This is a genomic window from Wenjunlia tyrosinilytica (assembly GCF_014646055.1).
Classification (GTDB): Bacteria; Actinomycetota; Actinomycetes; order Streptomycetales; family Streptomycetaceae; genus Wenjunlia; species Wenjunlia tyrosinilytica.
Genome location: NZ_BMMS01000001.1, coordinates 405,856 through 427,204 on the forward strand (window position 1 = coordinate 405,856; position 21,349 = coordinate 427,204).

At 71.2% G+C, this 21,349-nt stretch carries 17 protein-coding genes and 1 tRNA gene; 4 read left to right on the forward strand and 14 right to left on the reverse strand.

Annotated features, from left to right (window positions below; translation table 11 throughout):
• Window positions 1-243: 243 nt before the first annotated feature.
• The 8 genes from IEY86_RS01800 to IEY86_RS01835 all read right to left on the reverse strand — a co-directional run bounded on the left by IEY86_RS01800 (window position 244) and on the right by IEY86_RS01835 (window position 6,867).
• Window positions 244-1,680, reverse strand: a complete 1,437-nt coding sequence (locus IEY86_RS01800) for an MFS transporter (protein ID WP_189129632.1) — start codon at window positions 1,678-1,680, stop codon at window positions 244-246.
• 614 nt (window positions 1,681-2,294) lie between these two features.
• Window positions 2,295-2,367 (reverse strand) — tRNA-Ala (locus IEY86_RS01805).
• A gap of 159 nt (window positions 2,368-2,526) precedes the next feature.
• On the reverse strand, window positions 2,527-3,180 hold the full coding sequence (locus IEY86_RS01810; protein ID WP_189129746.1) for a histidine phosphatase family protein: 654 nt from the start codon (window positions 3,178-3,180) through the stop codon (window positions 2,527-2,529).
• Window positions 3,177-3,653, reverse strand: a complete 477-nt coding sequence (rsfS, locus tag IEY86_RS01815) for a ribosome silencing factor (protein ID WP_189129633.1) — start codon at window positions 3,651-3,653, stop codon at window positions 3,177-3,179. Before rsfS ends, IEY86_RS01810 begins: the two co-directional genes overlap by 4 nt.
• Before the next feature lie 257 nt (window positions 3,654-3,910).
• On the reverse strand, window positions 3,911-5,821 hold the full coding sequence (locus IEY86_RS01820; RefSeq protein ID WP_189129634.1) for an LCP family protein: 1,911 nt from the start codon (window positions 5,819-5,821) through the stop codon (window positions 3,911-3,913).
• Between the two features lie 27 nt (window positions 5,822-5,848).
• Window positions 5,849-6,439 (reverse strand): nicotinate-nucleotide adenylyltransferase, encoded by a 591-nt coding sequence (gene nadD, locus IEY86_RS01825; protein WP_189129635.1) that lies wholly within the window; start codon window positions 6,437-6,439, stop codon window positions 5,849-5,851.
• Window positions 6,440-6,458: 19 nt separating this feature from the next.
• The gene (locus IEY86_RS01830) at window positions 6,459-6,605 is read right to left on the reverse strand and encodes a hypothetical protein (protein ID WP_189129636.1); all 147 of its coding nucleotides are present in this window, start codon (window positions 6,603-6,605) and stop codon (window positions 6,459-6,461) included.
• A 109-nt stretch (window positions 6,606-6,714) separates the two neighbouring features.
• Window positions 6,715-6,867, reverse strand: coding sequence for a hypothetical protein (locus IEY86_RS01835; protein ID WP_189129637.1), 153 nt, complete (start codon window positions 6,865-6,867; stop codon window positions 6,715-6,717).
• Between the two features lie 149 nt (window positions 6,868-7,016).
• On the opposite strand from IEY86_RS01835, the gene IEY86_RS01840 reads away from it, so the two are divergent.
• Complete coding sequence (locus tag IEY86_RS01840) at window positions 7,017-8,114, forward strand: M48 family metallopeptidase (protein ID WP_189129638.1); 1,098 nt, start codon at window positions 7,017-7,019, stop codon at window positions 8,112-8,114.
• Between the two features lie 140 nt (window positions 8,115-8,254).
• Here the strand turns inward: IEY86_RS01840 and IEY86_RS01845 are convergent, their stop codons facing one another.
• The 6 genes from IEY86_RS01845 to IEY86_RS01870 form a co-directional block, all read right to left on the reverse strand.
• Window positions 8,255-9,334 (reverse strand): SCO2583 family membrane protein, encoded by a 1,080-nt coding sequence (locus IEY86_RS01845; RefSeq protein ID WP_189129639.1) that lies wholly within the window; start codon window positions 9,332-9,334, stop codon window positions 8,255-8,257.
• A gap of 116 nt (window positions 9,335-9,450) precedes the next feature.
• A complete protein-coding gene (locus IEY86_RS01850; protein WP_189129640.1) occupies window positions 9,451-9,984 on the reverse strand; it encodes an SCO2584 family spore wall biosynthesis protein in 534 nt (177 codons plus the stop codon).
• 108 nt (window positions 9,985-10,092) lie between these two features.
• Window positions 10,093-11,364 carry a glutamate-5-semialdehyde dehydrogenase gene (locus IEY86_RS01855; RefSeq protein ID WP_373286938.1) on the reverse strand — a complete coding sequence of 424 codons (1,272 nt, stop codon included), beginning with the start codon at window positions 11,362-11,364 and terminating at the stop codon, window positions 10,093-10,095.
• Between the two features lie 121 nt (window positions 11,365-11,485).
• The gene (locus IEY86_RS01860) at window positions 11,486-12,076 is read right to left on the reverse strand and encodes a DUF8830 family protein (protein WP_189129641.1); all 591 of its coding nucleotides are present in this window, start codon (window positions 12,074-12,076) and stop codon (window positions 11,486-11,488) included.
• 64 nt (window positions 12,077-12,140) lie between these two features.
• The gene (gene proB, locus IEY86_RS01865) at window positions 12,141-13,268 is read right to left on the reverse strand and encodes a glutamate 5-kinase (RefSeq protein WP_189129642.1); all 1,128 of its coding nucleotides are present in this window, start codon (window positions 13,266-13,268) and stop codon (window positions 12,141-12,143) included.
• Between the two features lie 274 nt (window positions 13,269-13,542).
• The gene (locus IEY86_RS01870; protein ID WP_189129643.1) at window positions 13,543-14,778 is read right to left on the reverse strand and encodes a glycosyltransferase family 2 protein; all 1,236 of its coding nucleotides are present in this window, start codon (window positions 14,776-14,778) and stop codon (window positions 13,543-13,545) included.
• 317 nt (window positions 14,779-15,095) lie between these two features.
• On the opposite strand from IEY86_RS01870, the gene IEY86_RS01875 reads away from it, so the two are divergent.
• The 3 genes from IEY86_RS01875 (at window position 15,096) to IEY86_RS01885 (ending at window position 21,339) form a co-directional block, all read left to right on the forward strand.
• Window positions 15,096-17,240 carry a CDP-glycerol glycerophosphotransferase family protein gene (locus IEY86_RS01875; RefSeq protein WP_189129644.1) on the forward strand — a complete coding sequence of 715 codons (2,145 nt, stop codon included), beginning with the start codon at window positions 15,096-15,098 and terminating at the stop codon, window positions 17,238-17,240.
• A gap of 446 nt (window positions 17,241-17,686) precedes the next feature.
• Complete coding sequence (locus tag IEY86_RS01880; protein ID WP_229698077.1) at window positions 17,687-19,210, forward strand: bifunctional cytidylyltransferase/SDR family oxidoreductase; 1,524 nt, start codon at window positions 17,687-17,689, stop codon at window positions 19,208-19,210.
• Entirely contained in the window at window positions 19,207-21,339 is a 2,133-nt protein-coding gene (locus IEY86_RS01885; RefSeq protein ID WP_229698078.1) for a CDP-glycerol glycerophosphotransferase family protein, read from the forward strand. Before IEY86_RS01880 ends, IEY86_RS01885 begins: the two co-directional genes overlap by 4 nt.
• Window positions 21,340-21,349: the final 10 nt, after the last annotated feature.

Below are 21,349 nucleotides of genomic sequence, written 5' to 3' on the forward strand. Positions count from 1 at the left end.
GTCGTCCCCCTGCTGCGCCGCCGAGTCGGACTCGGGATCGGCATCCATCAACCTACGTAACGCGAGCACCTGCTCCACGATGTCGGACAACGCCCAACCCCCGTGACTCCCCCACACGCCGCCGTCCGTAGTGCGGCGACTGCTCTTAGTGACTACGACGCTCAAGAAGAGCCGGAGGTTCCGCATATCCCGTCGCTCCCGATACGCCATACGCAGTGATGAACGCACGGCGGATGGGCGCTGTCAGGGCGCCGCTCGCCCACGCAGCAGCCTCAGCCCGAAGAGCGCGCCGACCGCGCTGGTAGCGGCCAGGGCCACGGCGGTGACCGCCATGGAGTCACTGGAGCGGCTGAGGAACACGGTGCCGAAGGCGGCCACGCCCAGGACCACACCCAGTTGGGTGACGGTCGTGAGCAGGCCGGTGGCGTCGGCCGCGTCCTGGGGCCGCACCTTGGCCAGGGCGAGGGCCAGCACCGGCCCGACCGTGCCACCGAGGCCGACGCCCGCCCCGCCGAGCAGAACGGGCAGGACCGCGCCCCCGCCACCGTCGTCTCGGACGACCAGGGCCACACCGCCGAAGGAAGCCGCGGCCGCCACGAAGCCCAGGGTGCCCAGCCATGGATGGAGGCGTTCGGGGAGCCGCCGCCAGTACAGCGCCACCAGTCCGAATCCGACGGCGGTGGGGAGGAAGGTGAGGCCGGTGGCGAGCGCGCTGCGGCCGATCACCGACTCCAGATGGAGCGCCACCGCGAACAGCAGTCCGGCGTTGACGGTCATCGCCAGGAAGATGCCGAACGACGCCGCCCCCATCGTGGGCGCCCTCAGCACCCTGCCCGGGACCAGCGGCGCTCCTCCCCGCCGGGCCTCGCGACGCTCGACGGCGGCGAACACCGCGAAGGCCACGGGACTCAGGGCCAGGCACACCCATACCCACAGCGGCCATCCCTGCTCACGTCCGAGAACGAGCGGCACCACGAGGAGGGTGACCGCCGCCCCCAGCGCCAGCAGTCCGGGCAGGTCGAGGCGGTGGGACACCTCGGCACCCGAACCCCGGTCACGCGGCAGCATCCGCGCCCCCACGACGAGCAGGGCGGCCCCGAGAGGCACATTGACCAGGAACACCGGCCGCCACCCCGTGCCGAACAGGTCCGCCGTGACCAGCGCGCCTCCCGCCACTTGGCCGACCGCGGCTCCGGAGGCCATCACCGCCGAGTAGACGCTGAGGGCGCGCAGCCTTGCCTGGCCCGTGAAGGTGCGCTGGATCAGGCTCAGCACCTGCGGGATCATCCCCGCGGCGCCCACGCCCTGGACCATGCGGAAGCCGATGAGCTGATACGCGCTCCGGCCGAGACCGCAGGCGAGGGATGCGGCGGTGAAGACGGCGAGCCCGGCGAGGAAGACCCTGCGGTGGCCGAGGAGCGCGCCGAGCCGGGCACCGGTGATCAACAGGACCGCGTACGTGATGGTGTAACCGGCGACGATGAGTTGGAGCTGGGCCCCCGAGGGGTGCAGGTCCGCCCGCAGGTCGGGGACGGCGACGTTGAAGATGAAGGCGTCGAGCAGGGCCATGAACTGCCCGGCCAGCACGACGAACAGCAGCCACCCGGAGCGCGGCGGGACAACGCCCTCCGTCCCCGCCCCCGCGTCGGCGGGCGTACTCACCGCAGCGCTGTCGACCATGACGCCTTCCGGGGTACCAGCGCCATCTGGACCCCGACTGGAGCGAGCACCTGGACGCGCGGACACGGGCGCAGACGCAGGCTACACGGAGACCAGCCCACGCCCCACCCCACGGACACGAGCTCACCTCAGGCGCGGGTCCACACAGGCGACGAGCACACGCCCCACCCCACGAACACGGACTGGCCCAACCTGGCGGGCGGGGGTGCGGGTGGCGGAGCCCCCGCACCGCGCGGCGAAGCCGCGCAGAAACGACGAGGAAGCCCTGTCTGCGCCTTCCGCAGACAGGGTTCGCCTGGGCAAAGGGGGTGCGGGTGGCGGAGCCCCCGCACCGCGCGGCGAAGCCGCGCAGAAACGACGAGGAAGCCCTGTCTGCGCCTTCCGCAGACAGGGTTCGCCTGGGCAAAGGGGGTGCGGGTGGCGGAGCCCCCGCACCGCGCGGCGAAGCCGCGCAGAAACGACGAGGAAGCCCTGTCTGCGCCTTCCGCAGACAGGGTTCGCCTGGGCAAAGGGGGTGCGGGTGGCGGAGCCCCCGCACCGCGCGGCGAAGCCGCGCAGAAACGACGAGGAAGCCCTGTCTGCGCCTTCCGCAGACAGGGCTTCCCGCTTCCGAGTGGAGCTAAGGGGATTTGAACCCCTGACCCCTTGCATGCCATGCAAGTGCTCTACCAGCTGAGCTATAGCCCCGCCGTTCCGGCGCCTGCGCCGTGAACGGAAGAAAGCTTAGCGGGTCACCGGCTGAAGCACGAAATCCGTGCTCAGGACGGATTCCGGCCCTCCCGGCCGCACGCGTCGACCCCCGGTCGCTGCCTCGCCGCCGGTCGCTGCCTCGCCGCCGGTCGCCCGTCAGTCGTCGTCCCCGAGGACCGGCTCGGGCAGCGTGCCCGCGTTGTGCTCCATCAGACGCCAGCCGCGGGCGCCCTCCCCGAGCACGGACCAACAGCAGTTGGACAGACCGCCCAACGACTCCCACGTGTGCGGCGCCAGCCCCAGCAGGCGTCCGATCGTTACCCGGATGGCGCCGCCGTGGCTGGCCACGACCAGCGTGCCGCCGTCCGGCAGTGCATCGGCGGCGGCGAGTACCACGGGTGCAGCCCGGTCCGCGACCTCGGTCTCCAGCTCACCGCCGCCGCGCCGCACCGGCTCGCCGCGCTTCCAGGCGGCGTACTGCTCGCCGTACTTCTCCTGGATCTCGTCGCCGGTCAGCCCCTGCCAGACACCGGCGTAGGTCTCCCGCAGTGCCTCGTGGTGCCTGACCTCCAGGCCGGTGATCGAGACGAGCTCGTCGGCGGTGGCCGCAGCGCGCTTGAGGTCCGAGGAGACGATCGCGTCCGGGCGCAGTGCGGCGAGCAGACGGGCGGATCGGCGTGCCTGGGCGATGCCCGTCTCGGTGAGCGGGATGTCGGTGCTGCCCTGGAAGCGCCGTTCCAGGTTCCACGCCGTCTGCCCGTGCCGCCACAGGACGATCTTGCGTCCGCGGACCCTGGCCTGCCCGTTCAGCGCCGGTCTCCGTCCTGACCGTGGAAGCCGCCGATGCGGTCGGCGTCACTGAGGTCGTCATCGGCGGCTTGGGCCTCGGCGTGCTCGGCGGCCTTGCCGCGCGTCTTCACGGCGTCCTCGGGCAGGTCCAGCTCCGGGCAGTCCTTCCACAGCCGCTCCAGGGCGTAGAAGACACGCTCCTCGGAGTGCTGCACATGCACCACGACGTCGATGTAGTCGAGCAGCACCCAGCGGCCGTCCCGCTCGCCCTCGCGGCGCACCGGCTTGGCCTGGCACTCCTTGAGCAACCGCTCCTCGACCTCGTCGACGATCGATTTCACCATCCGGTCGTTGGGCGCGGAGGCCAGAACGAAGGCGTCGGTGATGGCGAGGACGTCGCTGACGTCGTAGGCGATGATGTCGTGGGCGAGCTTGTCGGCTGCCGCCTGGGCGGCGGCGTTGACGAGTTCGACTGCGTGGTCGGTTGCGGTCACAGTTGAGCTTTCGGGTTCGGGAACGGGCTACACGCTCCAGGATGTCATGTCCTGCCGATGCCCCCGTCCCACTTTTCCCGCCCGTGCCCTTTCCCCGTCCGGGCCGTTTCCCCCGTCCGGGCCGGAACTGGTTCCCCCCGCCCGGGCCGGAACAGGTTCCCCTCCGGGCCGGAACAGGCTCCCCCCTCCGGGCCGGAACAGGTTCCGCTGTCCGGGCCGGAACGGGTTCCCCCGCCCGGCCCGTCTCCGGCCCCGCCTCAGCCCTTGTAGTCCTGGCCGAGGACCACGGCGACGTCGGCGTTCTGCGAGCCGGACGCCTTCTTCACCGCCGTCTTCGGCAGCCCCAGGGTCTGGGCGACCTCCTTGGCCGTGTCCGCCTGGAGGTCGTTGGCGTAGGTCACCGCGGACTTCGCGACCGGCGTGGAGGCCTTGCCCGCCGAGGTGTAGGTGTAGCCGGCGTTGATCAGCGTCACCTGCGCATTGCCCGAGGCCGTGGAGGTGCCGGTGGCGTCCTTGACGCTCACCCGCGGAGTCGCCTTGGGGTCGGCGTTCTTCACCGTGCCGCCGAGCACATCCTTGACCAGGCCGTTGTTCGTCGCGTCGGTCAGCGTCCCGTCCGCCGCGACGGGCAGCGGCACCGTCTTGTACTGCCCCGTCTTGGCGTCCTCGGCCAGGGGCGCCAGCGACGCTCCGAGCTCGTTCTCGGGCAGTGAGGGGTCGGCGACGGAGCCCAGGTTCTTGACCGTCTCGGTGGCGGCGGACGCTTCGCTCGGCATCTGCTTCAGTACCGACTGCATCACCTGGCCGAACCGGGCTAGCTGCTTGTCCGCGGCCTCGCCGGGCGCGTGGTAGGTGGCGTAGGCGACGGCGCCGACACCGTTGAGCCGCTGCTGGGGACCCTTCTTGACCAGTGTCTTCGCCTTGTTCTTGCCCGTTCCCTTCACCTCGGAGTCGGTGTCGACGGTGATACCGCCGACCGACTCGACGAGGAGTTCGAGGAATGGGGTGTCGAGGCGCCAGGTGCCCTTGATCTCGGCGCCGAGCAGCGTGGACAGCGCGTCACGCGTGGGACCCATTCCGGCCTGGTCCACGGACTTGCCGAGCGTGGTGGAGCCCGCGTCGTCGGTGCTGACGGCGAGGGAGTTCGGCACGAGCACGGCGGTGCCCTTGCCGGTGGTCCTGTTGTCGACCAGCAGGGCCGTGGAGCTGCGGTCGGCGTCGAGTTCCTTGAGGTGCACGACTATGAGGTCGCGTTTTTGCCCTGCTCCGGCGGCGGCGGCGTTCTTGGCGCCCCCGAACGGCAGCTCGCCGCGCCACCACAGGTAGCCGACGCCGCCCGCGAGGGCGACGACCAGGACGAGGCCGAGGGAGACGACCCGGTTGCGCAGTACGCGCTTGCGCTCGTCGCGGCGCTCGCTGCGGGTCTCGGCGAACTTGAGCCAGTCGATGACCTCCTCGTCCTCCTCGTCGTCGACGAAGGAGAACTGCTCGGTCCGGTAGTCCGTCCTGGCCGAACCCTGGCCCGGGGACGCGTCGTCGTCACCGTCGGGATCCGGGGTGCGCAGCTCGGCGAGCTCGGCGTAGGGGTCCTGGACGGACTGCCTCGGCGGCGCGGCGGGGGCCGCGGCGGGGGCTTCCTGCTGTGCGTAGCCGTCCTGGGGATACGCCGGGTACGGGCCGGTCTCATAGCCGGTGTCGTAGCCGCCGTCATAACTCTCGCCGTAGCTGGTGGTCTGCTGCTGCGGGATGTACGGCTCGGCGTAGCCGGTGCTCTGCTGCTGCGCCGAGTAGGGGTCGTAGCCGTGGCCCTGCTGGTACTGGCCGCCGCCGTAGGGGTCGGTGTACTGGTCGCCGGCGCCCGGCTGCTGGTATTGCCCGTACTGGCCGGTGCCGTCGTACTGGCTGCCCTGGGTGTACTGGTCGCCCTGCGGGTACTGGCTGCTCTCGGGGTACTGGCTGCCTTGCGGGTACTGACTGCCCTGGGGGTACTGATTGCCGTACTGGTCGTACTGGTCGTGCTGAGCGTGGTTCTGGCCCTGACCGTACTGGGCGGTGTAGTCGGCCTGGTCCGCGTAGTCTCCCTGCTCGCCGCCGTACGGGGCGTCGGGGCGCGGCTCACGTCGGGGTTCTCCCGCGGCGTCGCGCCACGGGGAGTTTGCGTCGGTCACAGCGCCCCTTCGGTCGTCCGCAGCACGCTATCCGGTCTCCCGGTAGAGCGCCCTCTTGCTGATGTACTGCACAACCCCGTCGGGCACCAGGTACCAGACCGGTTCTCCCTTCGCCACGCGCTCGCGGCATCCGGTCGAGGAGATCGCCAGAGCGGGCACCTCCACGAGTGAGACACCGCCTTCCGGAAAACCCGGGTCCGACAGAGTGTGCCCCGGACGGGTGACCCCGATGAAATGCGCGAGGTCGAAGAGGTCCTTGTGGTTGCGCCAGGAGATGATCTGCGACAGCGCGTCGGCGCCGGTGATGAAGAAGAGGTCGGCGTCGCCGTGCTCGGCCCGCAGATCACGCAGCGTGTCTATGGTGTACGTCGGCCCGCCGCGGTCGATGTCGATGCGGCTGACCGAGAACTGCGGGTTGGACGCCGTGGCGATCACGGTCATGAGGTAGCGGTCCTCGGCCGGCGAGACCACGCGGTCGCTCTTCTGCCACGGCTGGCCGGTCGGCACGAAGACCACCTCGTCGAGGTGGAACAGGCTCGCGACCTCACTGGCCGCCACGAGGTGGCCGTGGTGGATGGGGTCGAACGTTCCGCCCATCACCCCGAGTCGCTTGGTCATGACGCCCAGGCTCCCGCGGTCAGCGGTCGCGGTTGAAGCGCGTGGTGATCCAGAGCAGCAGGAGCAGGGCCCCCAGGGCACCACCGCCCGTCAGGTACGGGCTGAGGCTGGCGTGGCCGTGCTCGCTCGCCTCGGCGAGCCGGGTGAGCGCGTGGTGTGCAGTCATCGTGGCGGGCCCTCGGTCTGTCAGTGGATCCGGACGTGGGTGTGGCCCATGGTACGGGCGGGACGGCAAGGAACCTCACGCAGGCTCCGCGCGTCCTTGTATCCAGTGCTCAGTCCTTGTCCTTGTAGCCGCGCAGCAGGAACCAGGCCAGGAACACCACACCGACGATCACGATCACGATGACCCATTTGAGCAGGACGCCGGGGCCGCCCCGGGAGGTGGCGGCGAGAAGTTCCGGCAGGTGGGAGGGGACGGCGGGCATGGCGGAAGCACTCCTCGACGTGGGGGCCGATCGTCATGATCGAGCGGACGAACCAGCCTAACTCCGGCCGTTCCCCGGCCGACGGCGGGCTGTCGCACAGCAGGTCGCAACGAGACGTCAGTACCGGCAAACCAGGGGGTTGACACCCGATGACCGAGTCCAATGAACACCCGCCGAGCCGCAGCAGGATCAGGTTCCCGGGAATCTCCTCCAGGGCCTACGAGCACCCGGCCGACCGGTCCGCGCTGGTCGCCCTTCGCAAGCTCACCGGCTTCGACACCGTGTTCAAGGCGCTCAGCGGCCTGCTGCCCGAGCGGTCCATGCGGCTGCTGTTCCTGTCGGACTCGGTGAGGGTCAGCGACCAGCAGTTCGCACATCTGAACGACATGCTGAGGGACGCCTGCTACATCCTGGACCTGGAGAAGGTCCCGCCGATGTACGTCACGCAGGACCCCCAGCCCAACGCCATGTGCATCGGCCTGGACGAGCCGATCATCGTGGTCACCACCGGTCTGGTCGAGCTGCTCGACGAGGAGGAGATGCGGGCGGTCGTCGGACACGAGGTCGGGCACGCGCTGTCCGGGCACGCGGTCTACCGCACGATCCTGCTCTTCCTGACCACCCTGGCGGTCCGGGTGGCCTGGATCCCGCTCGGCAGCCTCGCGATCATGGCGCTCGTCACGGCGCTGCGGGAGTGGTTCCGCAAGTCGGAGCTGTCCTGCGACCGGGCGGGGCTGCTGGTCGGCCAGGACCTGAAGGCGTCCATGCGCGGCCTGATGAAGATCGCGGGCGGCAACCACCTGCACGAGATGAACGTCGACGCGTTCCTCAAGCAGGCCGAGGAGTACGACTCGGGCGGTGACCTGCGGGACTCCGTGCTGAAGATCCTCAATGTGCTGCCGCGCAGCCACCCGTTCACCACGGTGCGCGCCGCCGAGCTGAAGAAGTGGGCCGAGAGCCGCGACTACCAGCGGATCATGGACGGCCACTACCCGCGCCGCTCGGAGGACAAGGACGCCTCCGTGTCGGAGGCGTTCCGCGACTCGGCCAACTCCTACGCGGACGGGGTCAAGGCCAGCAAGGACCCGCTGATGGGCCTGATACGGGACATCGGCTCGGGTGCGGGCGACATGGGCAGCAAACTGCGGGACAAGTTCACCGGCGCCCGGGGGGCCAACGGCACCGACCAGGCCGGTGGCGGCCCGCAGGACGGCGACGGGGGCACCGGGGGCGGCAGCACCGACTGAGGCGTCGGACGGCGGGCGGCCCGGCCGAGGCCGGACGGTTCCAGGCCGGACGGTTCCAGGCCGGACGGTTCCAGGCCGGACGGTTTCGCCCCCGGGCTGGACTTGAGGAGCCGACGAGCGGCACGTCATGGGCGCCCGGGTCAGCCCTGGGCGCCCGCCGCCAGCTGCCCGCAGGTCGCCCCGACGGGCTTGTCGTGGTCGAACGGGTCGGTCCCGCCGCTCTTGCCCGGGTCGCCGCCGCTCTTGAGGGTGCCCGGCAGCACCGGCTGGAAGTACATCGACGCGTCCACCGAGCACAGCTGCGGCCCGGCCTCGGAGGAGGACTCCAGCAGGACGGGCTGGGACTCCCGCAGCGCCGTGCGGTCGAAGCCCAGCCTGAGCTCGCGGCGGACGGTGTACAGCGCGGCCGCCTTGTCGGCCTTCCCGTCGCCCCTGGCCGACCCGACCGCGTAGACGAAGGTGTGGTCGGTGGTCACCTGGAGCGAGTCGGCGTCCGTCTCGCGCACCTGGATGGAGCCATCCACCCGGACCCCCTGGTCCGCGAGCTTCACTTTGGCCGGATCGAAGCGCACCATCCAGCCCGTGGCGGCGTGCCGCCCGTCGTCGGCGGGGCGGGTCAGGCTGCGGTCGAACTGCGCCTGCTGCTCCGGTGCCAGCATCCGGCGCACCGGCCGGGTCTGCCGGCTCATGAGCACGTCGGGGTTGATCGAGGAGGCGACGAGGTACTCCTTGGCCGCCATGGCCGCCTGGAGGACCTGGCTCACGGAGAAGTGGTCCGTGCGCCGTACGGCGGGCAGGGCGATCCCGTCGGCACCGACCCGGTACTGGGAGGCCGGCCCCTTCTTGAACAGGTCCCTGGGCGCCCCCGTGGGCGGCTCGCCGCCACGGGCGGGGGCCAGCGGGATCATGGCCATCGTCGCCTGCGTGGGGACGGCCGTGTCCGGCTGGCGGTAGGGGTGCCGTATGCCCATGTAGACGGCCGTGCCGAAGGCCAGCGCGATGAGCAGGATCAGGGCGAAGGCCTGCCGGGAGACGGAGCCGTGCAGCCTGCCGCGGGTGCGGACCGCCCGTGCGTCGCTGCGCATACGCTCCGTGGCGGAGAACTCCTGAATCCGCGCAGCCCGCACAAACGATTCGTCGAAGACGACGGATCGGTACTCGTCGTCACCTCCGGGGATACCGTCCGGCGCCCCCTCGGGAGGGTCTCCACGCCCGGTCATACCTCCAGGGTAAGTCCGCGGGCGCGCCCATGAATGCCCGGCGGCCGGACATCTTCTGACGTCATGTCATCGGGGTGAGAACCACATGGGTGCGGCGGTGCCCGGCAGGCTCCTCCTCACGGCCTCGGGGAGACCGGTTCGGCGCCAACAGGCAGTCCGGCAGGGGCCGATGGGCTGTCCATCCGGCTGTTCCCCGGCGGTGGAGCGGGCTGCTGCCTTCCCCCGGATGCCCCCCGGTAGACCGCGGCGACGGTCAGCAGGACCACGCCGACCCCCATGACGACGGCCAGTACCCACGCCACCGTGCGGTGCCAGCGCGTGTGGGCCCGACGGTAACCGTACGGCGACTCCTCGTAGCGGTCGTCGTCCTCGTCCCAGTCGGGGCCGTACTCGTCGTCCCGGTAGGCGCCCGGATAGCCCTCGTCCCCGTCCTCGGCGCCGGTCTCGTCCTCCGGCCCTCCGACCCTCGTACGGGTCTCGGCCTCCGTCCTGGCCTGGGCCGCCGCCACCATGCGCTCATGCGCCGTGGGCTCATGTATTCGGGCCGACCGGATGAAGGCCTCATCGAACACCACGGCTGCGAACTCGTCGTCCGCGCCTCCGTGGTCACTCCCGTCCGAGAACGGCGTACCCCCCACATCATCCGGCACCCTGCCAGCGTATTACCGACTGCACGAGCATGGACATAGAAGCGGTCAGATCGGGTGGCGGGCCTTGCGCCGCAACGGCTCCCGGTGCCCGCCCCACGCCCCCGGCCTCTAGCGGATGTGCCCGTCGCCGGTGACCACGTACTTCGTGGAGGTCAGCTCCGGCAGGCCCATGGGGCCGCGGGCGTGCAGTTTCTGCGTGGAGATGCCGATCTCGGCGCCGAATCCGAACTCGCTGCCGTCGGTGAAGCGCGTCGAGGCATTGACGAGCACGGTGGTGGAATCCACCAACTGGGTGAACCGGCGGGCCGCGGGCTGCGAACGGGTGATGATCGCCTCGGAGTGGCCGGAGGACCAGCGGCGGATGTGCCGCACGGCGGCGTCCAGGTCCGGGACGACCGCGGCGGCGATGTCGTAGGAGAGGTACTCGGTCTCCCAGTCCTCGTCCGTGGCGGGCACGATCGTGGCGTCGCAGACACCGGAGAAGCGCTGGACGGCCTCGTCGCCGTGCACGGTCACTCCCGCCTCGGCCAGGGCCTTCAGCGCCCGCGGCAGGAACTCCTCGGCGGTATCGGCGTGCACCAGCAGGGTCTCCGCCGCGTTGCACACGCTGGGCCGGGACGCCTTGGCGTTGATCAGGATCCGCACGGCCATGTCGAGGTCGGCGTCGGCGTCGACGTAGACATGGCAGTTGCCCACACCGGTCTCGATCACCGGCACGGTCGACTCCTCGACGACCGTGCGGATCAGCGAGGCTCCGCCGCGGGGGATGAGAACGTCCACCAGGCCTCGGGCGCGCATCAGCTCACCCACCGACTCCCGGCTCTCGCCGGGGACGAGCTGGACGACGTCCGCGGGCAGCCCGGCCTCGGCCACGGCGTCGCGCAGGACGCCGACCAGCGCGGTGTTGGAGGCGTAGGCGGAGGAGGAGCCGCGCAGGAGCACCGCGTTGCCCGACTTCAGGCACAGGGCGGCGGCGTCCACCGTCACATTCGGCCTGGCCTCGTAGATGATCCCGACGACTCCGAAGGGCACCCGGATCTGGCGCAGCTCGAGCCCGTTCGGCAGCGTCGAGCCGCGGACCAGCTCGCCCACCGGGTCGGGCAGCGCCACGACGTCCCGCACGTCCGAGGCGATGGCCTCGATCCGCTCGGTGGTGAGGGTCAGGCGGTCGACGATCGACTCGCTGGTGCCGCTCGCACGGGCCTTGGCCACGTCCTGGGCGTTCGCCTCGACGATCTCCGGGGCGCGGGCGACCAGCGCGTCGGCGACAGCGAGCAGCGCGCCGTCCCGCGCGGTGCGCGGCAGCGGCGCGAGCACGGCGGCCGCCTCCCTCGCTCGACGGGCGGTGTCGATGACAGGTGAAGTGGATTCGCTGCTCATAACGGGCAGCCTACTGAGCCGGACGGACAAGTCACTCGAGAGTTTCACCAGCCGAGATGCCGCAAGGAGGGCCCGAGAACCCCGGTGAGCGCCCGCGGCCGCCCCGCGGGAGGCTCGGCGCTCAGAAGGGGTGCACTCCGACCGGCGTGGCCGGCAGCGGCCCGTACCCCTCGGCGATGCGCTGGTGGTAGGTCTGCCGGTCGATCACCTCGAGTCCGACGATCTCCCACGGCGGCAGCTTGGCCGTCGAGCGGTGCTCGCCCCACAGCCGCAGCGCCATGGCCGCCGCGTCGTGCAGATCGCGGGCCTCCTCCCAGTAGCGGATCTCCGCGTGGTCGTCGGCGTAGCGGCTGGTGAGGAGGAACGGATGGTCGTGGGCGAGCTGTTCCAGTCCGCGCCTGACCTCGGACAGCGGCGCCTCCGCGCCGGAGACGCTGAGGGTGACGTGCCACAGCCGGGGCTGCTCGGCCTCGCGGGGGGCGTCCACCCCGTCCTCCTCGCCGGTGTCGAGGTCCGGCTCGAGGTCGGGCACGGCACGCGGCCCCGGCTGGGCGCAGGCCCCCCGGTCGTGTGACGGATGGGGCAGCCGGGAGGCAGGGGCGGCCACGGACGCGGCTTCGCCACCCGCTCTGCCGTCCGTGTGCCTCTCGACACTGGCGAGCGTTCGTTCCGCCGCTCCCCGGGGCGGCGGCCCTGGGCGCCCTCGTCTCACCGGCGGCCTCCTCATACGGTGTGGTGCGCTGACGCGGCTGCCAGGCCGTTTCCCCCGGCCGGGCTCAGGTGTGCAGGACCACCAGGTCGTCCCGGTGCACGACTTCCCGCTCGTACGCCGGGCCCAGCTCGCGAGCCAGCTCCCGCGTGGACCGGCCCAGGAGCCTGGGCAGCTCCTTCGCATCAAAGTTGACCAGCCCGCGGGCCACGGCGTGGCCGTTTTCATCAAGAAGGTCCACAGGATCACCCGCGGAGAACTCACCTTCGAGTCCGGTCACCCCGGCCGGGAGGAGGGACTTCCTCCGCTCCACGACGGCCCGGACGGCGCCCTCGTCCAGCAGCAGCGCCCCCCGCGGGGTGCTGGCGTGGGCCAGCCAGAGCAGGCGGTCGGCCGAACGCCGTCCGGTGCGGTGGAACAGGGTTCCGGTCACCCGGCCGGACAGGGCGTCCGCGGCGTAGGTGGCGGAGGTGAGGACGACGGGGATGCCGGCCGCCGCGGCGATCCTGGCGGCCTCGACCTTGGTCACCATGCCTCCGGTGCCCACCCCGCCCTTGCCGGTGCTGCCGACGGAGACGCCCCGCAGGTCCTCGGGGCCCGCGACCTCGTCGATCCTGGAGGTGCCCGGACTGCTGGGATTGCCGTCGTACAGGCCGTCCACGTCGGACAGGAGCACCAGCAGGTCGGCGCGGACGAGGTGGGCGACGAGCGCGGCCAGCCGGTCGTTGTCGCCGAACCGGATCTCGTCGGTGGCCACGGTGTCGTTCTCGTTGACGATGGGCAGCGCCCCCATCGCCAGGAGCTTGTCCAGGGTCCGGTAGGCATTGCGGTAGTGGGATCGGCGGCTGACGTCGTCGGAGGTCAGCAGCACCTGGCCGACGCGTACGCCGTAGCGGGCGAAGGAGGAGGTGTAGCGGGCCAGCAGGAGCCCCTGCCCCACGCTCGCCGCCGCCTGCTGCCGGGCCAGGTCCTTGGGCCGCCGGTCCAGCCCCAGCGGGGCGAGCCCGGCGGCGATGGCGCCGGAGGAGACCAGCACTATCTCCTTGGCCTGCCCGTCGCGGGCCTTGGCCAGGACGTCGACCAGCGCGTCGACCCGGTCGGCGTCGAGCCCGCCCGCCGCCGTGGTCAGCGAGGAGGACCCCACCTTGACCACGACCCTGCGGGCCTCCACAACGTCCTGCCTCGCCGCTGCCACCGTGCCGTCCCATCGTCGCTCCGCCGCGCGGCCGGCCGGTGTCCCGGCCGCCCGAAGGGTGGAATGCCCCTTGCGTGCAATCTACGGGAGCGCCCTAGAGCCGCGCTCCGGCGCCCGGGGTGTGGGACGAGGGAGGCCGGCTCCCGTCCGACGGGCGCGGACGGCGGGCCCGCCGCCGGCCGGAGATTGCCCGCCGACCGGCCGGATTGTGCCCGCCCGACCGGCCGGAAATCCGGGGCTCCCCGGGCGGGGCACGGGGCTGCGCGGCTCATGTTCAGGACCGGGAGGGACCGGCGGTCACCGCCCTCATCGTCCGGGCCACGGCGCGGCTCAGCCTCGGCCCCAGGAGCCTTCGGGCCCCTCTGCGGACGCGCTGCAGGGCGGTCGGTGAATCCCGGAAGACCAGCCGCTCCTTCGGGAGCCGCCCGGTCGCGTCGTAGACGGAGTCGGGGATGCCCGCGGAAGGGTCCCGGAAGTGCGGGTACGCCAGGTAGGCCCGGCGCGCCCGGTGGTCGAGGACGATCTCCGGCTCCTGCTTGGACCGGATGAATTCGAGGACGTCCTTGAGCAGGTCCAGCCGCCCGGCCGCCACCAGGTGCAGGCGCAGACGCTCCTCGACGCTCAGTCTTCGGGCCACCCCGTCGTTCCAGTGGGCGTCGAACAGCGGCTCGGCGAGTTCCATGCGGTGCCGCTGCGCCTTCTCGGGCTGCTTGAGCAGGCCCACCTTGAACTGCGGCGACAGCGTGATGGTGAAGGGCCTGACCATGAGGTCGTCGCGCTTGTCCCCGGGCGGAACGAACCTGGCTATGAGGTCCATCAGCGCGGCGGCCGAGTCGAAGCGCAGGGTGTAGCTGCCGCTCTTGGTGACCTGCCGGCCGTCGTCGCGGCCGACGAGGTGGTAGCAGTCGTAGTCGGCCACGACGGACAGGCCGTCGGCCCTCAGATACGCCTCCAGCGTGAAGACGGCGTCCTCACCGGTCTTGAGCTCCTCGGGGAAGCGCAGGCCGTGCTCCACCAGCAGGCTTCGCCGGAACAGCTTCTGGGCGCTGAGCGTGAACTTCACCTTGGACGAGAAGACGTCGGTGCGGTCGAGGTTCCTGCCCCACATGGACTTGGGCGCGCTGCGGTTGATCCCGACGACCTTGCCGAGCACGACGTCGGTGCCGTTGCGCTCGCCCATGTCGACCAGGCGATCGAGGGCCTCGTCGCCGAAGTAGTCGTCGGCGTCGAGGAAGAACACCCAGCGGCCGGTGGCCAGTTCGAGGCCGGTGTTGCGTGGGGCGCTGGGGCCGCCGGAGTTGGCCTGGTGGACCACCCGGGTGGGGATCTTCGAGTGGGCTGCGAAGCGGTCCAGTTCCTCGCCGCTTCCGTCGGTGGACCCGTCGTCCACCGCGATGAGCTCCATGCGGTCGGCGCCGATGGTCTGCGCTTCCACGGACTCCAGGCACCGTGTCAGGTAGGGCATGGCGTTATAGACCCCGACGATCACACTCACATCGGGACTGGTCATATGTTAAGTCTCCAAGTGTCATCAACTTTCCACACCTGACACGACCAAGGGGAGCGGCGGATGGTTGCCTTTGTTTTCATGGTTCTTACCTGTAATTCCGTTCTCTTACATCGCCCTTACATTCGAGCAAGGGCACATTCGGCCGCATTTCCCATCCGCTCGGGAGCGTGAAACAGGTCGCCGATCCATTGCCGCGGCACCCCTCGGCTCGTTCTCCCGATACCTGCCTCCGTCACTCGGGGAGATGTCGCGCATACGCGGGGAGCCCCGGACGGGGACGGGCACGACCCGTCGCCGAGCCGCTTGGAGTCCCGCCTGTGCCCCCTGTCGGCCCCGTTCTGCGCCGAGTGCCGCAACTGACCGCCCTGGCCCTCCTGCCCACCGCCTACGCCGCCGAACTCGTCGGCGCCCTGCTGCCGGATGTGCGCCTCCTGGTGGGCGCGACAGCCGCCGTCGTGGTCGCCGAGCTCCATCTGCTGCGTCGTCGGCGCACCCTGGCCTCGGTCCTGAGCCGGATGCGCGCCGACACCACCGTGCGGCAGCTGCTCAGGGACCTGCTGCTGATCACGGGTCTGCTCGCGCTGGGCACCCACGACACCACCGCCGTACGCCTGCCGCTGCTCTGCGGCCTGCTCGGCTTCTACTCGCTGCACTTCGTCTGCCAGGCGATGAGCATCCTGGTGCGCCGCGACCGGACGCTGCCCGTGGTGACGCGCAATATCGACACCTCCGCGCTGCGGCTGCGGCCGGCTCCCCCCGCCGTCCTGCTGCGCCGCGCGGACCACCGGCTGTCGCTGTTCGGGCTGCCGGCCACCACGGGCCTGGCGCTGACCGCCGTGACGGACCACCCGGCACTGGGCGCCGCCGGCATCGCCCTGTCCGCGGGGCTGGCCCTGACGGGCGCGCTGGTCCTGGCCGGGCACCTCCTGCCGGGCCGCCGGGCGCCGCGCGAGGAGGAGGTGCTCCAGTGGCTCGACGACTGGGTGGAGCGCTACCGCCCGACGGTGGGCATGTACTTCTCCGGCGGGACCAGCTCCGCGTACCAGGCCAATATGTGGCTCTCCACGCTGGCCCGGCTCGACGGCCGGCCGCTGCTCGTGCTGCGCGAGCGCTTCATGGTGCAGAAGATCGAGGCCACCGACGTCCCGATCGTGTGCATCCCCAAGGTCGCCCATCTCATGCGGCTGGAGCGCTCGTCGCTGAAGGTGCTGATCCATCCGGCCAACTCGGGCAAGACCTCCCAGGTCCTGCGCATCCCGTCGATCAAGCACGCCTTCACCAACCACGGCGAGAGCGACAAGCTGTCCAGCTGCAACCCCTACGCCAAGGCGTACGACGAGGTGTGGGTCGCCGGTCCCGCGGCCCGCGAGCGCTACGCCGTCGCCGACATCGGGGTGGAGGACAAGGACGTGGTGGAGGTCGGCCGGCCCCAGCTCGCCCCCATCCGCGCGGGCGGGCCGGATCCCGGGGCGGAGTTCACCACCGTGCTGTACGCGCCCACCTGGGAGGGGTGGACGGACGACCCCGGCAACACCTCGGTCGTCCTGGCCGGGGAGAACATCGTCCGCGAGCTCCTGAACGACCCCCGGGTCCGCCTGCTCTACAAGCCGCACCCGATGACGGGGACCGTCGACCCCCGGGCTCGCGCCGCCAATCTGCGGATCATGGCCATGATCGAGGCGGCCGACGCGGCACGGGCCGCCGACCCCCGGCACCACGGCGCCGTGGCCTCCGCCGCGGCGGCCGAGCGCCTGGCCCTGTGCACCACGGAGCTGGACCGCCTCGCCAGGTCCTCGCCGCGCGGCAGCGCGGACGAGGTGGAGCGCATGTCCCTGCAGGGGCGTCCCGAGCCCGGCTGGCGGGAGCGGATGGAGGCGGCGGCGCAGGAGTGGGAGGCCGCGCACTGGGACTCGGTGCCCCTGTGGTGCCACCAGGTCGTCAAGGGGCCCCGGCCGTCGCTGTACTCGTGCTTCAACCAGGCGCACCTGCTCATCAGCGACGTCTCCAGCGTGGTGTCGGACTACCTCAGCAGTGAGAAGCCCTACGCGGTGACGAACACCACGTCGATGGGCGAGGAGGAGTTCCGCGCGGCCTTCCCCACCGTGCGGGCCGCCACGATCCTCACCCCCGACGCGTCGGGGGTGCGTGAACTGCTGGCGCGGGTACGGAGTGAGGCCCCCGACACCCTCGCCGAGGCAAGGCGTGAGCTGAAGCACCATCTGCTCGGCCCCTCCGAGCCCAGTTCGCTGGTCCGCTTCAACCAGGCCGCCCTGGCCCTGGCCGCACGCGCCGACGAGCGCAGGGCGCGCCAGGAGGCCGCCGCCTCGGCCGTTCCCCAGCAGCGCGGCGGGCCCCTCGGCGTCCGCCCGTCCACCGTCCGGGAAGCGCACTCGTCGGACACCCTCGAAGTCGGCCCCGGCGGCGCCCCCGAGGGGGCGGGCCAGGGCCGCGCCCAGGGCTGAACCGACGCCGCACGAGCGCGCGCTCCGGACGGCCTCCGGGGCGCGCTTCGGCGTCCCCGGCCGCCCGGACCAGGGCGCCCGTGCCCGAAGCGGTAAAGAATGGGTAACTTTCACCGCTCGCGCGCCGACCCCCAACGCCCCGCGCGAGGGCGAGTTGTGGAAGACATGGGGTGCGACGGCGTGCACAGTGGCGGCAGCTTCGGCGGGAGGGCGCTCCACCCGACCCACAAGGCGGACAAATCGTCCATGCAACCTTGTGAGGCTTGTCACCGTCCAACCCTACGGAGGGCACGGGATGTTTAGGAGTTCGCGCCCGAGTGGATAACCTGATGTTTCCCGGGCCGTCACCGTGGACATGCAGCCGCGGCCCCCGCGCCCTCTCAGGCGCACGTTGCGCAACGTCGCTCAACAAGATCGTCGATCCGAAGGAAGTCGAGGCAGGTCCTGTGCCCGAATACAAGACCGGGGTCCGCACCGCGGCCGTAGTGCTGGCGGGAGGGACCGGCCAGCGCGTCGGCCTGGCGATACCGAAGCAGCTGCTGAAGATCGCCGGCAAGACGATCATTGAGCACACCCTCTCGGCGTTCGAGGAGAGCCCCGAGATCGACGAGATCATCGTACTGATGGCTCATGGCTACGTGCCCGAGGTGGAGCAGATCGTCGCCAAGGCCGGCCTGCGCAAGGTGACCAAGGTCCTCGAGGGCGGCGCGACCCGCAACGACACCACCACCATCGCCATCACCACCCTGGGCGAGGGCCTGGCCGAGGGAGAGGACATGAACGTCCTCTTCCACGACGCCGTCCGCCCCCTGCTGTCCGAGCGGGTCATATCGGACTGCGTCGCCGCCCTGGAGAAGTACCAGGCCGTGGACGTGGCGATCCCCTCCGCGGACACGATCATCACCACCCGCACCCACGGGGAGGACGGTGAGTTCATCACCGAGATCCCCGACCGCTCCCGGCTGCGCCGCGGGCAGACGCCCCAGGCGTTCAAGCTCTCCACCATCCGCGAGGCCTACGCCATCGCCGCCGGCGACCCGCACTTCCAGGCCACCGACGACTGCTCGGTCGTCCTCAAGTACCTGCCCGACGTGCCGATCTACGTCGTGCAGGGCGAAGAGCACAACATGAAGGTGACGCAGCCCGTCGACATCTTCATCGCGGACAAGCTCTTCCAGCTCGCCTCCCAAACCGCACCGTCGCAGCCCGACGACGCCGCGTACCGCGAGCTCCTCACCGGAAAGACGATGGTCGTCTTCGGCGGCTCCTACGGCATCGGCGCCGACGTGGCCGAGCTCGCCCGCAGCCACGGGGCCACCGTCTACGCCCTCGGCCGCAGCACCACCGGCACCCACGTCGAGGACCCGGCCCAGGTCGAGGCCGCCCTGGCCAAGGCGCACAGCGAGACCGGCCGAGTCGACTACGTCGTCAACACCGCGGGGATCCTGCGCATCGGCAAGCTCGCCGAGACCGACGACGAGGTCATCGAGGAAGCCCTCAAGGTCAACTACCTCGCCCCGGTCTACATGGCCCGCAGCGCCTACAAGTACCTGTCCAAGACCCAGGGCCAGCTGCTGCTCTACACCTCCAGCAGCTACACCCGCGGCCGCGGCGACTACAGCCTCTACTCCTCCACCAAGGCCGCGATGGTCAACCTCACGCAGGCCCTGGCCGACGAGTGGGCCGCCGACGGCATCCGGGTCAACTGCGTCAACCCCGAGCGCACCCGCACCCCGATGCGCACCAAGGCGTTCGGCAACGAGCCCGAGGGCTCGCTGCTCAGCTCCGAGGCCGTCGCCCGCACCTCACTGGACGTCCTGCTGTCCTCGCTGACCGGCCACGTCATCGACGTCCGCCGCCAGGACCCCACCCGGGGCTCGGCCTCCGCCCGCTCCTTCAGCGAGGCGCTGACCGCCGCGCTGGCCAACGACCACGCCGCCCTGGACTCCGTGGACGGGGAAGCCGAGTGATCTCCACCGCCGTCCGACTGGCCCGGGTGGGCAGCACCTCGGAGCTGGGAGCGGCCGCCCTGCTGTTCCTCGGCTTCCCCGTCATGCTGCTGGCAGCGCTGCTGCCGAACCTGTGGCTGTTCACCGCCGCCGCGGCCGCGACCTACGCGGGCGACTGGTGGCTGCACCGGCAGGGCTCGCGCATGGTGGCGCTCCTGCGCCGCGTCAGGGCGGGACTGTCGATCCGCTTCCTCGCGCGTGAGCTCCTGCTCGTGCTGCTGCTGTCGCGGATGGGCTTCTCCGGCACCGCCGCGTTCTACCTCGGGGTCTCCGGCTTCCTGGTCTTCTACGGGCTCCAGGCCCCGCACGCGGCGCTGCTGACGCTCATCCGCAACAGCCGCAGGCTGCCGGTGGTCACCCGCAACATCGACATGTCCGGGCTGCGCATCCCCGGCGCCCCCCCGCGCCTGCTCACCAGGCGCGCCGCGGAGAAGATGCTGCACCTCGACCTGGCGATGGTGGCCGGGCTGATCATCACCGCGGCCACGGAGCGCACCCTCTTCGGCCTCGTGGGCGCCGTGATCACCGTGGCGCTCGGCACCGCCTTCACCGTCGCCCTGCTGCCGTACCTGCGCTCCTCGCGCAAGCCCGCGCGCACCGAGCGGGTCCTGGAGTACATGGACGAGTGGCTGCGCGGTTACCGGCCCACGGTGGCGCTGTACTTCTCCGGCTCCCGCACCTCGGCTTACCAGGCCAACATGTGGCTGGAGACCCTGGCCGCCCTGGACGAGCGCCCGCTGGTCATCCTGCGCGAGCGCTACATCGTCCCCAAGCTCGCCCCCACCTCCGTTCCGGTGCTGTGCGTGCCGAGCGCGGTGCATCTGATGGGCATGGACCTGACCAGCCTGCGGGTGGCGCTCTACCCGGCCAACGTGGGCAAGAACATCCACATGCTGCGCGAGCCGGGCATGAAGCACGTGTTCATCGGCCACGGCGACAGCGACAAGATCGCCTCGGTCAACCCGTACAGCAAGGCGTACGACGAGGTGTGGACGGCGGGGCGCGCCGGCCGCGACCGGTACGCGCTCGCGGACGTCGGTGTCCGGGACGACGACATAGTCGAGGTGGGCCGCCCGCAGCTGGGCGCCATCGTGGCGGGGACCGGCGAGCCCGTCGGCCCGATGCCGACCGTGCTGTACGCCCCCACGTGGGAGGGCTGGACGGACGACCCGGGCAACACCTCGCTCATCCTCGCTGGGGAGAACGTCGTCAAGCAGCTCGTCGCGGCCCGTCCCGAGGTCCGGGTGCTGTACAAGCCGCACCCGTTCACCGGTTCGCGCTGCCCGAAGGCCAAGGCCGCCCACGAGCGGATCCTGTCCGTGATCGAGCAGGCCAACGCCGAGCGCTCCGCCGAGCCGCAGTGGCGTGAGCGGGCCGCCGCCGACGCCGCTGAGCGGGACACCGCCGCCGCCGAGGTCCGGCGCATCGCCGCCCGCCTCGCGGAGCTGGAGACCGCGGTCAAGGAGGACGCCGACGAGGCGGAGGGGTCGCGCGACGGCGTCATGGACCCCGCGCACGCCGCCGAGGCGGAGCGGCTGCGGGCACAGTGGAACGACGCCTACTGGAAGTCGTTCGGCTGGTGGGAGCACCGGGTGATCACCGGCTCCCGGCCGCATCTGTACGACTGCTTCAACCGCGGCGACATGATGGTCTCGGACATCTCCAGCGTGGTCTCCGACTTCATCGCGAGCGAGAAGCCGTACGCGATCACGGACACCACGGGGCTCGGCGCCGAGGAGTTCAAGCGCCAGAACTCCACGGCCAGGGCCGCGTTCATCCTCACCCCCGACGCCTCGGGTGTGCCGGAGCTGCTGGAGTCCGTGCGCGGCTCCGCGTCCGACCCGCTGGCCCATGACCGCCGCACGCTCAAGGAGTACCTGCTCGGCCCGGACGAGCCGACGTCGCTGGTGCGGTTCGGGCAGGCGATCAAGGAGCTCTCGGCGAAGGCCGAGGCACGGCTCGGCCGCCTCGAGCGGGCCGGGATCCACGACAGCGACCTGGTGGAGATCCCGCAGCCGCGGGAGGAGCCGGAAGCCGTCGAGGTGCGCGAGGACGCCGACGCCGCGGAGTCGGTCACGTCGGCGGGCTGAACCACCCGCG